This window comes from Corynebacterium sp. HMSC05C01 (assembly GCF_001807155.1).
Taxonomy (GTDB): Bacteria; Actinomycetota; Actinomycetes; order Mycobacteriales; family Mycobacteriaceae; genus Corynebacterium; species Corynebacterium coyleae.
This window is the reverse complement of sequence record NZ_KV787932.1, coordinates 82,319-97,240: the sequence shown is the minus strand read 5'-3', so window position 1 is coordinate 97,240 and position 14,922 is coordinate 82,319. Positions and strand designations below refer to the sequence as shown.

The following is a 14,922-nucleotide window of genomic DNA, read 5'->3' as shown; positions in this document are numbered from 1 at the left end:
GACAAGCAAAATGCGCGCAGTGTTTGAGGACGAAGGGGTCACGCTGGTCGCGTAACCACGCACGCGTCATCTGACGGGTCGAGCCACTCCAGCTCTTTGCAATCAATCCCCTCGGCTATAGCAGTTGCAGTTTCCTTCCATGCTGTGAACTCGGCTGCCAGCAGGCTGGGGTCTTCCGAAGTAAACGCTTCTCGAAGGTCACGCACGCACGCCTCTCGGTCGTCCAGGGAAAGCGAGAGCATCCAAGGAAACGCTCGAATCATTCGTTCCACGTGATCAAACAAACGCCTTCGCCTTTCGACACAGCTAGCAAAGTTCTACTACGCAAACTTATGCGGTCATCGCGCGGAAGTCGAGGGGTATCAGACATCCTGCTCACGTAAAACAGCGCATAAAAACACCCCAAATGGAAAATTAAGAGTGTGCTGTGTGTCATAATTCGCAAACTGTGAACCACGACACGAATGGAGGACGCCCATGAGCTCGCTCATCCTAGTGCTCGTCGGCCTCGCGATGATGGCCGCCGGCTACCTGCTGTACTCAAAGTTCCTGGGCAAAAAGGTGTACCAACTCTCGGACGCCTACTCTACGCCCGCCCACACCATGGAAGACGGCGTGGACTACGTCCCCACCAACAAATACGTCCTGTGGGGCCACCACTTCACCTCCGTGGCGGGCGCAGCACCGATCATCGGCCCGGCCGTCGCCGTGATTTGGGGGTGGGTGCCGGCGTTCCTCTGGGTGACGCTCGGCACGGTGTTCTTTGCGGGGATGCATGACATGGGGGCGCTGTGGGCGTCGCAACGCCACCGCGGGCACTCCATTGGCACACTGTCCGGGCGCTACATCGGCGCGCGCGGACGCAACCTGTTCCTCATCGTGATCTTCCTGCTGCTGCTCATGGTCAACACGGCCTTCGCGGTCGTGATCTCCAACCTGCTGATCTCCACCCCAACCGCCGTCATCCCGACCTGGGGCGCGATCCTGGTCGCCTTGCTGATCGGCCAGGCGATCTACCGCTTGAACTGGAACTTGCCGCTGGTGTCCTTCGTCGGCGTGGCGGCTCTCTACGGCCTGATGATCCTCGGCGACCGCATGCCACTCGCCCTGCCCGAAGTCATGCTGGGCATCCCTGACCGCGGCTGGTGGATCATCTTCCTGTTCCTCTACGCCTTCATCGCCTCCCTGCTGCCGGTGTGGGTGCTGCTGCAGCCGCGTGACTACATCAACGGCCTGCAACTGTTCGTCGGCCTGATCATTCTGTACGGCTCGTTCTTCGTCGTCCGCCCAGAGGTTGTCGCTCCGACACTTCGCGACACCGTCCCCGACGGCACCCCCGGCATCTTCCCGCTCCTGTTTGTCACCATCGCCTGCGGTGCGATCTCGGGCTTCCACGGCATTGTGTCCTCGGGTACGTCGTCGAAGCAGATCGATAAGGAAACCGACGTGCGCTTCGTCGGCTACTTCGGCGCCGTCGGCGAAGGCCTGCTCGCACTGGGCACCATCGTTGCGACGACCGCCGGATTCAACACCATCACGGATTGGGAAAACGTTTACAACGAATGGAACGCCGGCGGCGTGGACGCCTTCATCCAAGGCGGCGGCGCACTGATGAACGAAGGCCTGGGCATCCCGCAGTCCCTGTCCGGAACAATCTTGGCGACGATGGCCGTCCTCTTCGCCGCCACCACCATGGACTCCGGTATCCGCCTGCAGCGCTTCGTCGTCACTGAAATCGGCGACCTGATGGGCTTCAAACTTTCCGGCCTCATCGCCACCATCATCGCGGTCGGCTGCGCACTCGGCCTGACATTCTCCATGGGCATCGACGGTTCCGGCGGCATGCTCATCTGGCCACTGTTCGGCACCACCAACCAGCTCATGGCCGGCCTGACCTTGTCCATCGTGGCGATCATGCTGACCAAACTGCGTCGCCCCTCCTGGCCGGTGCTCGTCCCGCTAGTCTTCGTCACCGTCATGTCCCTGTGGGCTGCCGTGCTGCAGGTGCGCACGTTCTACAACTCCGGCAACTGGCTGCTACTCGTCCTCGACGTGATCATCATCTGCTGCGCAATCTGGGTCATCGTCGAAGCGTTCACGGCGATCTCGAAGGCACGCCGCGAGCCCGCAGTGATCTGGCGTGACGACGAAACCATGCCCGGCGAACACGCTGCCGCCGGCGCTGACGCGGACGCTGCAGATGCTCGAGCGCTTTAAAGCCTTCGCGGCCGGCCTGGACGAGTTCTACAAGGCACCCTATCGTCGAGAATTTGCCCGCGCCGCCCGCGAAGAAGACGACCTGTTCACGCTGCTCGTCGCCTCCGAAACGCTTGGCATCCCCAACCCCGCCTCCTTTTACACCCTTGAGCTCATGCCATTGCTTTACGACGAATTCCACGCCTGGCACACCCGCATGGGCATGTCCCACTCCCCCTTGGACGGCGTGCGATGCTGCTAGAACCCGCACCCGTAATGTTCTTCGGCGGCAAAGGCGGCGTGGGCAAAACCACCGTGTCGGCCGCCACCGCGGTGCGCCTCGCCGAAACTGGCCGGCGCGTGCTGCTGGTGTCCACCGACCCGGCGCACAACCTCGGCCACATCTGGTCCGTATCGCTCTCCGACACGCCGACCGAACTCGAACCCGGCTTGAGCGTCGTCGAACTCGACCCCGCCACCACCACCGAACGCCACCTCGCCGAAGTCGAGCAGTCCATGCGGGCAATGATGCCGGAGCGCATGCACCCCGAAATCCGCCGCCACCTGGACCTGTCGCGCAACTCCCCCGGCATGCACGAGGCGGCGATGCTGGAACGCGTGGCGGAACTTGTGGACACCCAAGGCGTAGACCACATCATTTTCGACACCGCCCCCTCCGGCCACACCTCCCGCCTACTCGCTCTGCCGGAGTTGATGGCGGCATACACCGGCGGGCTGATGCAGCGCCGCGAACAGTCCGACAAGTTCTCCCGCGCCCTGCGTGGCCTCGGCGGCGCGGACGAGGACCCGGTGCAGCGCCGCAACCAGCAGATCCGCACCACGCTGTTACGGCGGCGTCGCAAGTTTGAGCGCCTGCGCGACATCCTCACCGACCCGGCCGCCTGCACGTTCACCATCGTGCTCACCGCCGAGCGGCTTCCGGTCCTCGAGAGCACCGAACTTTACGACGACCTCACCCACCACCACATCCGCGTCTCCGGCCTCGTCGTCAATCGCCGCAGCCCCGCCGGCACTGCTGGGGCTGGCGCTGGCTCGAGCGCTGGCGAGTTCTTGGCCGCCCGGCGCGCCGTGGAAGACGAAGCGCTGGCTCTTCTGGACGCGAAACTCCCCAACGTGCCGCGCGTGGAACTGCCGTGGCTGCCCGGGGAGATCGGCACCCGCGCCGCGCTCGCCGACATCGCCGAGCGCCTGTAGCCTCTCCCAAGCCCCCGCTCCGAGGAGTGGAAGGTGTCCGATTGGCAGCTTAGGGGCAAACCCGAACTCGCTTCGAAGCCCTTTTTCATCTGGCCAGCTGAGTTCGGGTTTGCTCCTAAGCTCACTTTTCGCCGTATTCCACCTCGGCGCGGTATAGGCTCACTCGCAATATCTGCGAGCGAGAGGAGCCCCTATGTGCCGTCCCGTCCACTGCACAACCTGCGGCAAGACGCAACGGCCGCGGGCCTAGTAGAAGCCCTCGAAGGCGCTGGCTTTCTTCGCGGTGCGCTCGAGGCGAGACTCGGTCATGGAGGCGATTTGGTCGATGATCACGCGCTCGCGCTCGGCGTCGGTGTCGGCCGCTTCGAACCAGGCACGGAACATCGTGTCCAGGGTGCCCGGGGCGCCGGCGCGCAGGTACTCATGGACGCGGTAAATCCGGTCGCGCTGACGGTCCTGACGCGCGAGATGGGCGGGCACGTCCATGACGTAGAGCACCGCGACGGTTTTGAGCAGGCGGACTTCGGCCTCGACGTCGGGAGGAACGATGAGGCGGCCGTGCTGGCGCCCCATCAGGCCCGAACCGGCGCCCACGCCGCCCGCGCCGCCCGCGCCCGCGCCGGCAGCAGCGTCGGTGCCTAGGTTCCCGTCGAGGGTCGCCTTGGTCACGCCGCCGATGTAGCGTCCCACCAACTGCGACGTCAGCCCCTTCAGGCGAACCCAAGAGGACAGGGTGTAGTCGAAGTCGGCGGCGGCTGCGATGGCGGGAAGGGCGCGGAGGCGGTCGGCGGCGTCGACGAGTGAGTCGGCGTCGCCACCAAAGGCGGCGGCACCCTTCTCGGCAAGGGCGGCGAGTTCGACGAAGTCCCACAACACCTGCAGGGAGACGCGCCCGGAGACGATGCCGTCTTCGACGTCGTGGACGGAGTAGGCGATGTCGTCGGAAAAGTCCATCACCTGTGCCTCCATCGGTGGCATGTCGTCGGTGTGGCCTTCGCGCGCCCACGCAAGCACCGCCGCATCCTCGTCGTAGGCGGAGTACTTCCGGTTTAGGGTGCCGTCGGGGTTGGTGCGGGTCACGGGGTATTTCACGGCGGCATCTAAGGAGGCGCGGGTGAGGTTGAGGCCGTAAGAGTGGTCGTCGATAAGCACTTTGGGCTCAAGGCGCGACAGGATGCGCAACGTCTGCGCATTGCCCTCGAAGCCGTCGGGCGCGACCTCGTTGAGCGCGACTTCGCCGTTGTGACCGTAGGGCGGGTGGCCGATGTCGTGGGTGAGGCCGGCCATCTCGCACAGGTCGGGGTTCAGGCCGAGGCCCTCGCCGATGCCGCGCGAAATCTGGGCGACCTCCAGCGAGTGCGTCAGGCGCGTGCGCGGAGTGTCACCGTCGCGCGGGCCAACAACCTGGGTCTTGTCCGCTAATCGACGAAGCGCCGCCGAATGCAACACACGGGCCCGGTCACGCGCAAACGCACCCCGCGAATCCGGCGCAAGCTGCGCCCCCTTCGGACCCTCGGCGGTGCGGCGTTTCGTATCGTCGGCGTTATAGGCGTACACGAAGCGCTACCCTAGTCGCATGACTAGCCGTTACCTTCGCGTCCTCGCCGTCGGCGGCATGCTGTTTCTCGCAGCGCCCGCCTCAGGTTTTGCCGAAACGCCCGCGCTTGCGCAAGGCGTGGCCACGGAAACCACCGTCCAGCCAGGGCTTTTAACCAAGCCTGTGACCGACGACGCCGGCGTGCTCACCGATAACGAGCGCGCCGAGATTGAACAGGCGATCCAGCAGGTCAGCCAGTCCCAGGGTAAGTCGGTGCGTGTGGTGTTCCTGCGTACCTTTGGCGGCATCAGCCCGTCCGACTGGGTCGACCAGGCCGTCGCCGCGAACGGTTCCAACACCGCCGTGCTGGTGATTTCCCCCGACGAGCGCGCCTACAACGTCGGCGGTGGCGAAGAATGGACCCAGGCCGAGATCGACCGGATGAACGACGCCGCCTACGCCCAGCTAAGCCAGCACAATTGGTCGCAGGCGGCGCTGAATGCGGTTGAGTCGGTCGATGGGTCGTCGTCGTCAAGCAATAGCGATGGCGCGGGCGCTGGCTGGGTCGCAGGCGGCCTCGGTGTCGCGGCGCTTGCCGGCGGTGGCATGTACGCGGCAACACGCAAGGGTTCGCGCAAGCAGCAGGCCAAGCAGATCGCGTCTGCGAAGGCGCTCGACCCGGCGGATACTGACTCGCTCGGCCGCCTGCCCACCGCGACCCTGGAGGAGGTCGCGCGCGACGCGCTCGTGTCCGCCGACGAGTCCATCACGCAAGGCAAGGAGGAGCTGAAACTGGCCACCTCCGAATTCGGCGCCGAGCGCGTCCGCCCGTTCACCTCCGCCATGAACGACGCCACCCGCACCCTGCAGCGCGCGTTTTCCACGCACCAGAAACTTTACGACGCCATCCCCGAAACCGAACCCGAAAAACGCGCCATGCTCCTCGACATCATCTCATCGTCGGGCAAGGCTGAACAGGCGCTTCGCGACAAAACCGCCGAGTTCAACGACATGCGCGGCGTCCTCATGCGCGCGCCCGAAGAGGTAGACAAGATCCTCGCCCGCACCGTGGACATCCGCGCGCGCCTCGAGCCCGCCCGCGCCACCCTTGCGCAACTGCGGGAGGCGTATGCGGTGGAGATGTTGTCGTCGATAGTGGACAACGTCGATGTTGCGCAGGCCTCCCTCGACGAAGCCGAAAAGGCGCTTAACGACGCCCGCAGCCTCGCCGCCCAACCCGCCGGCCGCCAAGGCGCACTCCTGGACACGCTCGCGGCTGCCTCGCACGCCGTGGAGGTCTCCGACACCAACCTCAACGCCATCGAACACGCCGAAGAGAACATCCGGGCGGCGAAAACCAATTTGCCAGCGCTTATCGACGAAATCCGCGCCGAACTCCGCGACATCGAAACCGTCAAGGGCTCCCGTGAGCAGGGCGCGCGTATCGACGTCGCCTCTTTGAACGCGGTTTCCGCCAAGGCCCAGCGCATGCTCGACGCAATGGGCAACCGCGCCGACACCGACCCGCTTGCCCTCTACGAGGAACTGGCGAACATGGACGCCGAAATCGACGACGCCCTCGACCGTGCCCGCGGCGTCGCCGGCGACCAAGCCCGCGCCCTGCAACTGTTCGACCAACAAATGCAGGTCTGCACCGCGCAGATCCAGCGCGCCGAAGACTTAATCCGCTCCCGTGGCCGCATCATCGGCTCGCACGCCCGCACCTTGCTCGCCGAGGCTAAGCGCCAGCACGCCCAAGCGATCCAGCTGCGTGTGCGCGATACGCGTACAGCTATCGACGCCGCCCGCACCGCCACCGACACCGCCCGCCGCGCCGAGCAGGCCGCTAACGACGATATCCGCCGCTACCAAGCGGCCCGCAACCGCGAAACCGCCGACTCCCTGGCCAGGGCGGTGCTGTGGGGCACGCTGCTCTCCGGTGGTGGAGGCGGCGGGGGTGGCTTCGGGGGAGGCGGCGGCGGCTTTGGAGGTGGTGGCGGCGGGGGCTTCTCCGGCGGGCGCCCCTCCAACCGCGGCGGCACGTTCTAGGCGGCACGACTGCTAGGTCGGGCGCCTGGCGCTGTGCGTGGCGCCGCAGCCGCTGTGCTGGCGCTCGCATGGGAGCGAGGCGCGCAGCGCTAGTTAGTGCAGCGCTAAATGCGGGTGCGGCGCGTGGGCGTGTCCACGAAGGTCAGCGCCCACGTCATGAAGACAAGATCCTCCATGGGCAGGTCGGCTTCGACCGCAGCGTCAACACCGGCCTTGATGTCGACGTGGAGGTCGCCCGAGGCCTTCCCGCGGGTCACGGCGACGAGGGTTCCGGCGGCGTCGCGGATCTCGCGGTGCAGGCCGGTGCGGTTCAGGGTGTAGCGGCGCCCGTCGCAATCCGCGGTGTAGCGCGCCACCGTAAACCCAGCCTTGCGCAGAACATACTCCCCGCCCGTATCCGCATCGACGGCCTTAAACCGGCGCGCGCTGCCCGCAGTGATGCGCAGCACGGCGCTCGGCAATGCCCCACCGACAGTGATGGTGTCGTCGGTGGCGGTGGCGCGGGTGCGGGAGTCGTCGAGAAGCGTGGCGCCCTGCCAAATCACAGCAACGCCACCACAACGATGAACAGCGACAAGAACACCAAAGTGCTGATCAGCGCGGTCGAATTGACCATCTTGCGGGCCTCAAGCACCTCGCGGGTCAACCACGCAAGGCCGGCAACCTGGGTGGGCGGCAGGTCGGTCTCGCCCTCGAACTCGAGGATCGCCTTGCGCACACCGTTATGGTCCTGGGTGAACTGGGCAACCTTCTCGCCGCTCGCATCCTCGACCACCCAGTTCTTGGAGGTCTCCGGGACGAACGCGTAGGCGTGGCCCTCGATGACCAGGTCGATGCGCTTCGCGCGCTTCAAACTGTTCGACGTGCGCACGATCTCCTCGCCGCGGCGCGTCGCTACCGCACCCGATTCGGGGTGCGACACCAACTGCCACTCCTCGCCGCCCACAATGGCGCGGTCGTGCGAGAACACACCCAACACCTCGGGTCCGTCCTCGGCGAGCAACTTCGGCGCGTCGCGGTCCGTGCGATCCCAGCTGACGTAGTGCATTAGCAGCCGATCAGGCGGGCGGCCAGGTAGGCCTCCAGCTCGTCGAGAGGCACGCGCTCCTGCTCCATCGTGTCGCGCTCGCGAACGGTCACAGCGTTGTCCTCAAGGGTGTCAAAGTCGTAGGTGACGCAGAACGGGGTGCCGGTCTCGTCCTGGCGACGGTAACGACGACCAATCGCACCCGAGGTGTCAAAGTCCACGTTCCAGTACTGACGCAGCTTGGTAGCCAACTCCTCGGCGGGGCCGGCGAGTTCCGGCTTCTTCGACAGTGGCAGCACGGCAACCTTCACCGGCGCGAGGCGACGGTCCAGGCGCAGCACGACGCGGGTGTCGGTGCCGCCCTTGGCGTTGGGTGCTTCTTCTTCATCGTAGGCGTCGATAAGAAATGCCATCATGGCGCGGCCCAGGCCAGCGGCCGGCTCGATGCAGTACGGGATCCAACGCTCCTCGTTCTGCTGGTCGTAGTACGACAGGTCCTCGCCGGACGCCTCGGAGTGGGTCTTCAGATCGTAATCCGTACGGTTGGCCACGCCTTCGAGTTCGCCCCACTTGGAGCCGGTGAAGCCGAACGCGTACTCGATGTCCACGGTGCGCTTGGAGTAGTGCGACAGCTTCTCCTGCGGGTGCTCGTACAGGCGCAGGTTCTCCGGGTTGATGCCCAGGTCGACGTACCAGTTGAAGCGGTTTTCAATCCAGTACTCGTGCCAGGTTTCGTCCTCGCCTGGCTTGACGAAGAATTCCATCTCCATTTGCTCGAACTCGCGGGTGCGGAAAATGAAGTTGCCCGGGGTGATTTCGTTGCGGAACGACTTGCCAATGTTGGCGATGCCGAACGGCGGCTTGAGGCGCGCGGACGTCATCACGTTTTTGAAGTTAACGAAGATGCCCTGCGCAGTCTCCGGGCGCAGGTAGTGCAGGCCTTCCTTGTCGTCGACGGGGCCGAGGTAGGTCTTCATCAGGCCGGAGAATTCCTTCGGCTCGGTCCAGTTGCCAGGCTGGCCGGTCTCCGGGTCGTTGATGTCGGCGAGCCCGTTTGCTGGCGGGTGGCCGTGCTTCTCCTCGTAGGCTTCGATCAGGTGGTCGGCGCGGTAGCGCTTGTTGGTGTAGAGCGACTCAACGAGCGGGTCGGTGAACACCTCGACGTGACCGGAGGCTTCCCACACGCGGGTGGGCAGGATGATAGAGGTGTCGACGCCGACGGTGTCGGGGCGGGAGGTCACCATGTGCTTCCACCACTGGCGCTTGAGATTTTCTTTCAGCTCGACGCCGAGTGGGCCGTAGTCCCACGCGGAGCGTGTTCCGCCGTAAATCTCACCTGCGGGGTACACCAAACCACGGCGTTTGCAGAGGTTGACGACGGTTTCGATCTTGGATGCGGGCATCACAATCTCCTGCGTGTAATACGGTTGCCAAAATACGTCGATCAGTCTAGCCGTTTCACTTTGCGACGACGCAGACGACCCTTTGGACATAAGTCCCACCTTTACGCCTGCTTCGAGTAAACTGTGTGACAACTGTGTAGGACTGTCGTCGAAAGGGGCCGCCCATGCGTGACGACCTTCGCTTTTCGCCGGAGGAGTTAGACCACACTGCCGCACTGATCCGAGTGCTGGATTCGGAGATGCGTCTTCGGATTTTGCTGCTGCTGCACGATTCACAGCGCGCGGTCCATGAGTTGGTGGGGATTTTGGGGAAGTCGCAGCCGCTGGTGTCGCAGCATTTGCGGGTGCTTCGCAACGAAGGCCTAGTCGCCGCCAAACGCTGCGGCCGCGAAGTCGCCTACGAACTTGCCAACCCCACCGTGATCCGGATTATCCACGCGCTCGTAGACCATGCCTGCGAGTTCTACGCGCCGGCCGCTGACACAACCCGGCGCACGTCGGTGCCGGGCCAGGACTAGCCCGAATCAGCACTAGGCAAGATCCGGCTAGGCCTCGTCTCAGTCGAGCGCCATCCCGGCTAAGCTGGCCCGGTATGAAACACCGCCCACACAGCACGCGTCCGGTCCCGAAGCTTGGCCCGAGGATGACTAAGCAGCGCGCGGCGGTCGTCGATACGCTGCGTGGCTTAGACAAATTCGCCTCCGCACAGACCATCCACGAGATCCTCACCGAACAAGGCGAGTCCGTAGGACTGACCACCGTCTACCGCACGCTGCAATCCCTCGCGGACGTCGACGCGGTGGACGTGCTTTACTCCCCCGAAGGCGAAACGCTCTACCGCGACTGTCTCGCCGACCACCACCACCATCACCTCCTGTGCTCCAAATGCGGGCGCAGCGAGGAAATCGAAGGCGGCCCGGTAGAAAGATGGGCCGAGGTGATGGCGAAGCACTACGGCTACGAACTCGTCGGCCACGACGCCGAAATCTACGGCGTGTGCCGCGACTGCCAGGCCAAACGCTAGCTATCGAACTTATCTACCGCGCCGCCAAAGCGCCGGTCACGCTTCGCGTACTCCAGCACCGCGTCCCACAGGTCCTGCTTAGTAAAGTCCGGGAACAGCACGTCCTGGTACACCATCTCCGCGTACGCCGACTGCCACAGCAGGAAGTTTGAGGTGCGCTGCTCCCCCGACGGGCGCAAAAACAGGTCCACGTCAGGCATGTCGGCGCGGTACAGGTAGCGTTGGATGGTTTTTTCGTCGACGTGGCGCACGCGGTCGTCGATAAGCGCCTGCACCGCGTCGGTGAGTTCGGCGCGACCGCCGTAATTGACGCACATCGCAAGGGTGAGCCCCGTGTTGTGCTTCGTGAGCTCCTCGGCGACCTCAAGCTCCTCGATCACGCTGCCCCACAGCTTCGGGCGGCGCCCGCACCACACCACGCGCACGTTCTTCGCGTGCAACTCATCGCGCTGACGGCGCAGCACATCGCGGGTGAAGTTCATCAAAAAATGCACCTCGCTCGGCGAGCGCTTCCAATTCTCCGTAGAAAACGCGTAGGCGGACAGCCACTCCACCCCACCAAGTTCGATGCAGGCGTCGACGGCATCCATGAGCTTCTCCTCGCCCACCTTGTGCCCCTCCGTGCGCTTCAAGCCCCGTTGCTGCGCCCAGCGGCCGTTGCCGTCCATCACCAGTGCGATGTGTTTCGGGATGAACTTCTTGTCAATCTTCGGTGCGCCCATGGGCGTTCATTATGCCTGCCCCATGATCTTCAGGCTCTTCAGCCCGGCCTCAAGGTTGTGCTGCACATGCGCCACGGTCGCGCGGTGAATCTGCGCAACGCGTATCGACGACACCCCGTACCCACCCCGCAACAACCACATATCGTGCAGCGTCTCCGGATCCACATCCATCGAGCCGGTGGGCCGGCAGTTGTTACACACCGCCCCGCCGACGGTGGCGTTGAACGCCTTGTGCGGGCCCGGGGCCTGGCAGTTCGCGCAGTTAAACAGGCTTAAACCCCAGCCGGCGTGCTCGGTGGCCTTGAGCATAAACGCGTCGAGCACCAGCGTCGGGTGCTGGTCGGTCTGCAGGTTGGTTAGCGCCTCCTGCACAAGCGCGAACAGTTCCGGATCACCCTGGTCGTAGGAGAGCTTCTCGGCGACCTCCATGACGGCGCAGGCGGCGGCGTAGCGGTCGAAGTCGTCGATGATGCGGGCGCCGAAGTAGGTGACGGTGTCGGCGCCGGTGATCGTCGATAAGCCTCTGCCCGGATACACCTGCACATCCACATCCACAAACGGCTGCAAGCGCGAGCCGAAGCGACTTTTCACCTTGCGCACACCTTTCGCCACCCCACGCACCAAACCATGGTTGCGGGTCAGCAGCACAACGACGCGATCCGCCTCACCGAAATCGTAAGTGCGCACCACAAAGGCGCGATCGCGCCACGACGGCCTAGAAGCCAAGTCGGCCCAACGCCTTCGGATCCTGCTGCCAGTTCTTCAGGATTTTCACGCGCACGTCCAGGTAGATGTTCTGGCCGACCAGGTCGATGATCTGCTTGCGCGCGCGGTGCACAATGCCGCTTAAGCGCCGCCCGTCCGGGCCCTCAATGATGCGCTTCTGGCCCGGGCGCTCCAGGTACAGCACCGCGTAGATCATGGTGCGCTCCGGGTTGTTCGGGTCCGGATGCATTTCGTCGATTTGGACGGCGACGGAGTGCGGGAGCTCGTCGCGAAGACCGCGCAGTGCCTCCTCACGGATCAACTCGGCGATACGCGTCTCTACATCCTCGTCCGTGGTGTGGCCCTCCGGGTAGAAACGCGGACCCTCCGGCAGATGCTCGATCAAGATGTCCAGCAGCGTGTCCGTCTGCACACCCGCGGTTGCAGAGACCGGCACGACCTCGCTGTCAGGCCCGAGCAGGTCGTGCAGTTCGAGCAGGCGCTCGCCGACGGTGTCCTTGCCGGTCTTGTCCAGTTTGGTCACGATGCCCACGATCGGCGTGTTCGGCTTCGTTTTGCGGATCTCGTCGAGGATGAAGCGATCACCGGGGCCGATCTTCTCGTCCGCCGGCACGGTAAAGCCGATGACGTCCACGTCCGCGAACGTGTCCTTGACAATGTCGTTGAGGCGCTCGCCCAGCAGCGTGCGCGGGCGGTGAATCCCCGGCGTGTCCACCACAATGACCTGCGCACCGTCACGGTTGATCACGCCGCGGATCGGGTGGCGAGTCGTCTCCGGCTGGTCGGCCATGATGGCGATCTTCTCCCCCACCAGCGCGTTGGTCAGCGTGGACTTGCCGGTGTTCGGCCGCCCGACGAAGCTGACAAAGCCCGACTTGAACCCGTCCGGCGTGTTTGTGAAACCGCCGTTCGCGATCGCGTCTTCTGGCAGGTTGTCCGGGAAATCAATCATGGTGCGCATCCTACCGTTGTGGATAACTTTTTCGGTGGTGTGGGAGTTATCCACAGATTTTTTGCGGGGTCTTGTGGGGGTTGCAGTGGGTTTCTAGCGTCTGATGCATGGATTTTATTGAGTTTTGTTCCGCGGGCGTGGGGATGCTCGCCGGGTTTTCTCGGGAGGCCGCAGTTGCAGCTGGCTTATCGACGACACGAGCGCGCGACCTCGCCCGCGTCTTCGATACGTACTATGGCCCGACCAAGTTCACGCGCAAGCAGGCTGATGCGCTGGCGTTGGCGGAGGGGTTGCCGATCGACCAGTTGGTGCTCATCGAGAAGAAGTTGGTTGTGGTGGGCTCGGCTGCTGAGCGGTGGCGCATCCGGTTGGATCTGGTGCGGCATCGTGGTTCGTTTCGCTCGTTGTCGAAGCGCATCAGCAGGCTTATCGACGTCCCCGTGACCGCCCCCAAACCCTCCTGCCGGTTCACGCGCTCGCGTGAGGGCATGCGTACCATGACGCTGACGTACAACGAGCGCGACTTGGCGGATTTGGAGCACACGCTGCGCTCGATGGTCGATGAGGATCGGCCTGCTGCGGAGCAGATGGCCGGCTCACTGTTCCGCCTGTTGCGCGAGGGCGGCGGGGTGCCGCGCGCGGCGCTGCGGCCGATGATTTTGGTGCCGATCCAGGCCTACACCCGCATCATGGACGGCTGCGGCGACGACGTCGAACTTGTACTTACCGACGGCACCACGATGACCGGCGCCGAGTTTCTCACCCACGAGTTTGGCGACGTGCTCGAGGTGGCCGCTTTCCACCCGCAGAAAGGTGCGGTGAACCTGTACCGGACGCAGCGGCTTGCGAATGGGAAGCAGCGGACGATGTCGAAGTTGATGTCGCCACGTTGCGCCTTCCCCGACTGCAGGCATTCCGCCGAAACCACCCAAACCCACCACATGCACGCCTGGAAACACGGCGGGATGACCAACATAGACAACCTGGCGCAACTGTGCGCCTACCACAACGGAGTCAACGACGACGACCGGTGGCGGGCGATCCGCGGGCACATCGACAACCCGAACGGGCGCATCTGCTGGATCGCACCCAACGGGACCGAAGTGCCCACCGTGACGGGGGCGATGGAGCTGCTGTTCGACTAATCGATTCACCCGGCCCCGAAAACGCGAAAAACCCGCCCGGGTGGGCGGGCCAGTCGGCGTGCCTGAAACGAGTTAGAGGGCTTCGACCTCGAACTGGAGTTGCGGGTTGGCGTAAAACTCCTGGGCCTCGACGAGCTGGAGTTCGTTGGTCTCGGCCTCGAAGGTGAGGCGCAGCATGTCGTAGACCGAGGAGGCGGTCTTTGCCAACGCGTCCTTTGCGTCGTGGCTGCGCACGTAGTGACCGGTGAACAGCGCTGCGGTGACGTCACCGGAGCCGTTGCGCTTAAACGGCAGGCGCGGGGTGCGCACGATCCACTTACCGTTGTCGTCCACGGCGATCATCTCGATCGCATCCTCGGGCGTTTCGGGGCGCTCCACCGAAGTCACCAGCACGGTCGACGGGCCCATCTCACGGGCCGCATCCACCGCGGCGAGGGTCGAATCCAGGTCGGTGACGTCGCGCTCGGTGAGGTAGCCCAACTCGAACTGGTTCGGCGTAATGATGTCCGCCACCGGCACAATCGTCGAACGGAACAGCGGCGGGATCGTATCCGCCACGAAGCAGCCCGACTTCGCCGACCCCATCACCGGATCGCACGCATAGAGCGCATCCGGGTTTTCAGCCTTGATGTCGCGCACGGTGCTGACGATCACGTCGGCGATTTCCGGGGAGGCCTGGTAGCCGGTGAGGATGGCGTCGATAAGCGGGAACGCATTGCGGTCGCGGATGCCCTTGAGCACCGCCGCAACGTCGGCGGCCGGAATGATCGGCCCCTCCCACGCACCGTAACCCGTGTGATTGGAGTAGTTCACCGTATACACCGGCCACACCTCGTGGCCGATGCGCTGCAAAGGAAAGACCGCCGCCGAGTTGCCAACATGGCCAAACGCGACGGCGGACTGGATCGAGAGAATATTGCTCATAG

At 64.4% G+C, this 14,922-nt stretch carries 15 protein-coding genes; 7 read left to right on the top strand and 8 right to left on the bottom strand.

What is annotated here, in order from left to right; genetic code table 11:
• Positions 1-477 precede the first annotated feature (477 nt).
• Genes HMPREF3145_RS00785 through HMPREF3145_RS00775 form a run of 3 tightly spaced genes read left to right on the top strand, consistent with a single transcriptional unit; the run spans position 478 to position 3,411 of the window.
• Positions 478-2,217 carry a carbon starvation CstA family protein gene (locus HMPREF3145_RS00785; protein ID WP_070421364.1) on the top strand — a complete coding sequence of 580 codons (1,740 nt, stop codon included), beginning with the start codon at positions 478-480 and terminating at the stop codon, positions 2,215-2,217.
• Positions 2,201-2,458, top strand: coding sequence for a cory-CC-star protein (locus HMPREF3145_RS00780; RefSeq protein ID WP_070421363.1), 258 nt, complete (start codon positions 2,201-2,203; stop codon positions 2,456-2,458). The genes HMPREF3145_RS00785 and HMPREF3145_RS00780 overlap by 17 nt, the downstream gene beginning before the upstream one ends.
• Entirely contained in the window at positions 2,449-3,411 is a 963-nt protein-coding gene (locus HMPREF3145_RS00775; RefSeq protein ID WP_070421362.1) for an ArsA family ATPase, read from the top strand. Before HMPREF3145_RS00780 ends, HMPREF3145_RS00775 begins: the two co-directional genes overlap by 10 nt.
• 246 nt (positions 3,412-3,657) lie before the next feature.
• Here HMPREF3145_RS00775 and HMPREF3145_RS00770 read toward each other — a convergent pair whose 3' ends face one another.
• Positions 3,658-4,968, bottom strand: coding sequence for a deoxyguanosinetriphosphate triphosphohydrolase (locus HMPREF3145_RS00770; RefSeq protein WP_070421361.1), 1,311 nt, complete (start codon positions 4,966-4,968; stop codon positions 3,658-3,660).
• 19 nt (positions 4,969-4,987) lie between these two features.
• Here HMPREF3145_RS00770 and HMPREF3145_RS00765 point away from each other — a divergent pair, with 19 nt between their 5' ends.
• Positions 4,988-6,997 carry a TPM domain-containing protein gene (locus tag HMPREF3145_RS00765; RefSeq protein ID WP_070421360.1) on the top strand — a complete coding sequence of 670 codons (2,010 nt, stop codon included), beginning with the start codon at positions 4,988-4,990 and terminating at the stop codon, positions 6,995-6,997.
• A 104-nt stretch (positions 6,998-7,101) separates the two neighbouring features.
• Here the strand turns inward: HMPREF3145_RS00765 and HMPREF3145_RS00760 are convergent, their stop codons facing one another.
• The 3 genes from HMPREF3145_RS00760 to HMPREF3145_RS00750 are packed head-to-tail and all read right to left on the bottom strand — an operon-like array spanning position 7,102 to position 9,427.
• Complete coding sequence (locus HMPREF3145_RS00760) at positions 7,102-7,542, bottom strand: hypothetical protein (protein ID WP_070421359.1); 441 nt, start codon at positions 7,540-7,542, stop codon at positions 7,102-7,104.
• Entirely contained in the window at positions 7,539-8,045 is a 507-nt protein-coding gene (locus HMPREF3145_RS00755) for a hypothetical protein (RefSeq protein WP_070421358.1), read from the bottom strand. Before HMPREF3145_RS00755 ends, HMPREF3145_RS00760 begins: the two co-directional genes overlap by 4 nt.
• A complete protein-coding gene (locus HMPREF3145_RS00750) occupies positions 8,045-9,427 on the bottom strand; it encodes a glycine--tRNA ligase (protein WP_070421399.1) in 1,383 nt (460 codons plus the stop codon). Before HMPREF3145_RS00750 ends, HMPREF3145_RS00755 begins: the two co-directional genes overlap by 1 nt.
• A 164-nt stretch (positions 9,428-9,591) precedes the next feature.
• On the opposite strand from HMPREF3145_RS00750, the gene HMPREF3145_RS00745 reads away from it, so the two are divergent.
• Both HMPREF3145_RS00745 and HMPREF3145_RS00740 read left to right on the top strand, forming a co-directional pair.
• Positions 9,592-9,945, top strand: coding sequence for an ArsR/SmtB family transcription factor (locus tag HMPREF3145_RS00745; protein ID WP_070421357.1), 354 nt, complete (start codon positions 9,592-9,594; stop codon positions 9,943-9,945).
• 74 nt (positions 9,946-10,019) lie between these two features.
• The gene (locus HMPREF3145_RS00740) at positions 10,020-10,451 is read left to right on the top strand and encodes a Fur family transcriptional regulator (RefSeq protein WP_070421356.1); all 432 of its coding nucleotides are present in this window, start codon (positions 10,020-10,022) and stop codon (positions 10,449-10,451) included.
• On the opposite strand, the gene HMPREF3145_RS00735 is transcribed toward HMPREF3145_RS00740, so the two are convergent.
• From HMPREF3145_RS00735 to era, 3 genes are read right to left on the bottom strand one after another with little or no spacing between them, the layout of a single operon-like run.
• Entirely contained in the window at positions 10,448-11,173 is a 726-nt protein-coding gene (locus HMPREF3145_RS00735) for an isoprenyl transferase (protein WP_070421355.1), read from the bottom strand. The genes HMPREF3145_RS00740 and HMPREF3145_RS00735 overlap by 4 nt on opposite strands.
• A gap of 9 nt (positions 11,174-11,182) precedes the next feature.
• Positions 11,183-11,899, bottom strand: coding sequence for a DNA repair protein RecO (gene recO / locus HMPREF3145_RS00730; protein WP_070421354.1), 717 nt, complete (start codon positions 11,897-11,899; stop codon positions 11,183-11,185).
• A complete protein-coding gene (gene era, locus HMPREF3145_RS00725) occupies positions 11,889-12,851 on the bottom strand; it encodes a GTPase Era (protein WP_210384125.1) in 963 nt (320 codons plus the stop codon). The genes recO and era overlap by 11 nt, the downstream gene beginning before the upstream one ends.
• 107 nt (positions 12,852-12,958) lie before the next feature.
• On the opposite strand from era, the gene HMPREF3145_RS00720 reads away from it, so the two are divergent.
• On the top strand, positions 12,959-13,996 hold the full coding sequence (locus HMPREF3145_RS00720; RefSeq protein ID WP_141740763.1) for an HNH endonuclease signature motif containing protein: 1,038 nt from the start codon (positions 12,959-12,961) through the stop codon (positions 13,994-13,996).
• 72 nt (positions 13,997-14,068) lie between these two features.
• Here the strand turns inward: HMPREF3145_RS00720 and pdxY are convergent, their stop codons facing one another.
• Complete coding sequence (pdxY, locus tag HMPREF3145_RS00715) at positions 14,069-14,920, bottom strand: pyridoxal kinase PdxY (RefSeq protein WP_070421351.1); 852 nt, start codon at positions 14,918-14,920, stop codon at positions 14,069-14,071.
• Between the last annotated feature and the right edge of the window lie 2 nt (positions 14,921-14,922).

Excerpts from the sequence above, each read along its gene's own strand:
- HMPREF3145_RS00785 (WP_070421364.1), top strand. The coding sequence starts at position 478 with ATGAGCTCGCTCATCCTAGTGCTCGTCGGCCTCGCGATGATGGCCGCC.
- HMPREF3145_RS00780 (WP_070421363.1), top strand. The coding sequence starts at position 2,201 with ATGCTCGAGCGCTTTAAAGCCTTCGCGGCCGGCCTGGACGAGTTCTAC.
- HMPREF3145_RS00775 (WP_070421362.1), top strand. The coding sequence starts at position 2,449 with ATGCTGCTAGAACCCGCACCCGTAATGTTCTTCGGCGGCAAAGGCGGC.
- HMPREF3145_RS00765 (WP_070421360.1), top strand. The coding sequence starts at position 4,988 with ATGACTAGCCGTTACCTTCGCGTCCTCGCCGTCGGCGGCATGCTGTTT.
- HMPREF3145_RS00755 (WP_070421358.1), bottom strand. The coding sequence starts at position 8,045 with ATGCACTACGTCAGCTGGGATCGCACGGACCGCGACGCGCCGAAGTTG.
- HMPREF3145_RS00750 (WP_070421399.1), bottom strand. The coding sequence starts at position 9,427 with ATGCCCGCATCCAAGATCGAAACCGTCGTCAACCTCTGCAAACGCCGT.
- HMPREF3145_RS00745 (WP_070421357.1), top strand. The coding sequence starts at position 9,592 with ATGCGTGACGACCTTCGCTTTTCGCCGGAGGAGTTAGACCACACTGCC.
- HMPREF3145_RS00740 (WP_070421356.1), top strand. The coding sequence starts at position 10,020 with ATGAAACACCGCCCACACAGCACGCGTCCGGTCCCGAAGCTTGGCCCG.
- HMPREF3145_RS00735 (WP_070421355.1), bottom strand. The coding sequence starts at position 11,173 with ATGGGCGCACCGAAGATTGACAAGAAGTTCATCCCGAAACACATCGCA.
- era (WP_210384125.1), bottom strand. The coding sequence starts at position 12,851 with ATGATTGATTTCCCGGACAACCTGCCAGAAGACGCGATCGCGAACGGC.
- HMPREF3145_RS00720 (WP_141740763.1), top strand. The coding sequence starts at position 12,959 with ATGGATTTTATTGAGTTTTGTTCCGCGGGCGTGGGGATGCTCGCCGGG.
- pdxY (WP_070421351.1), bottom strand. The coding sequence starts at position 14,920 with ATGAGCAATATTCTCTCGATCCAGTCCGCCGTCGCGTTTGGCCATGTT.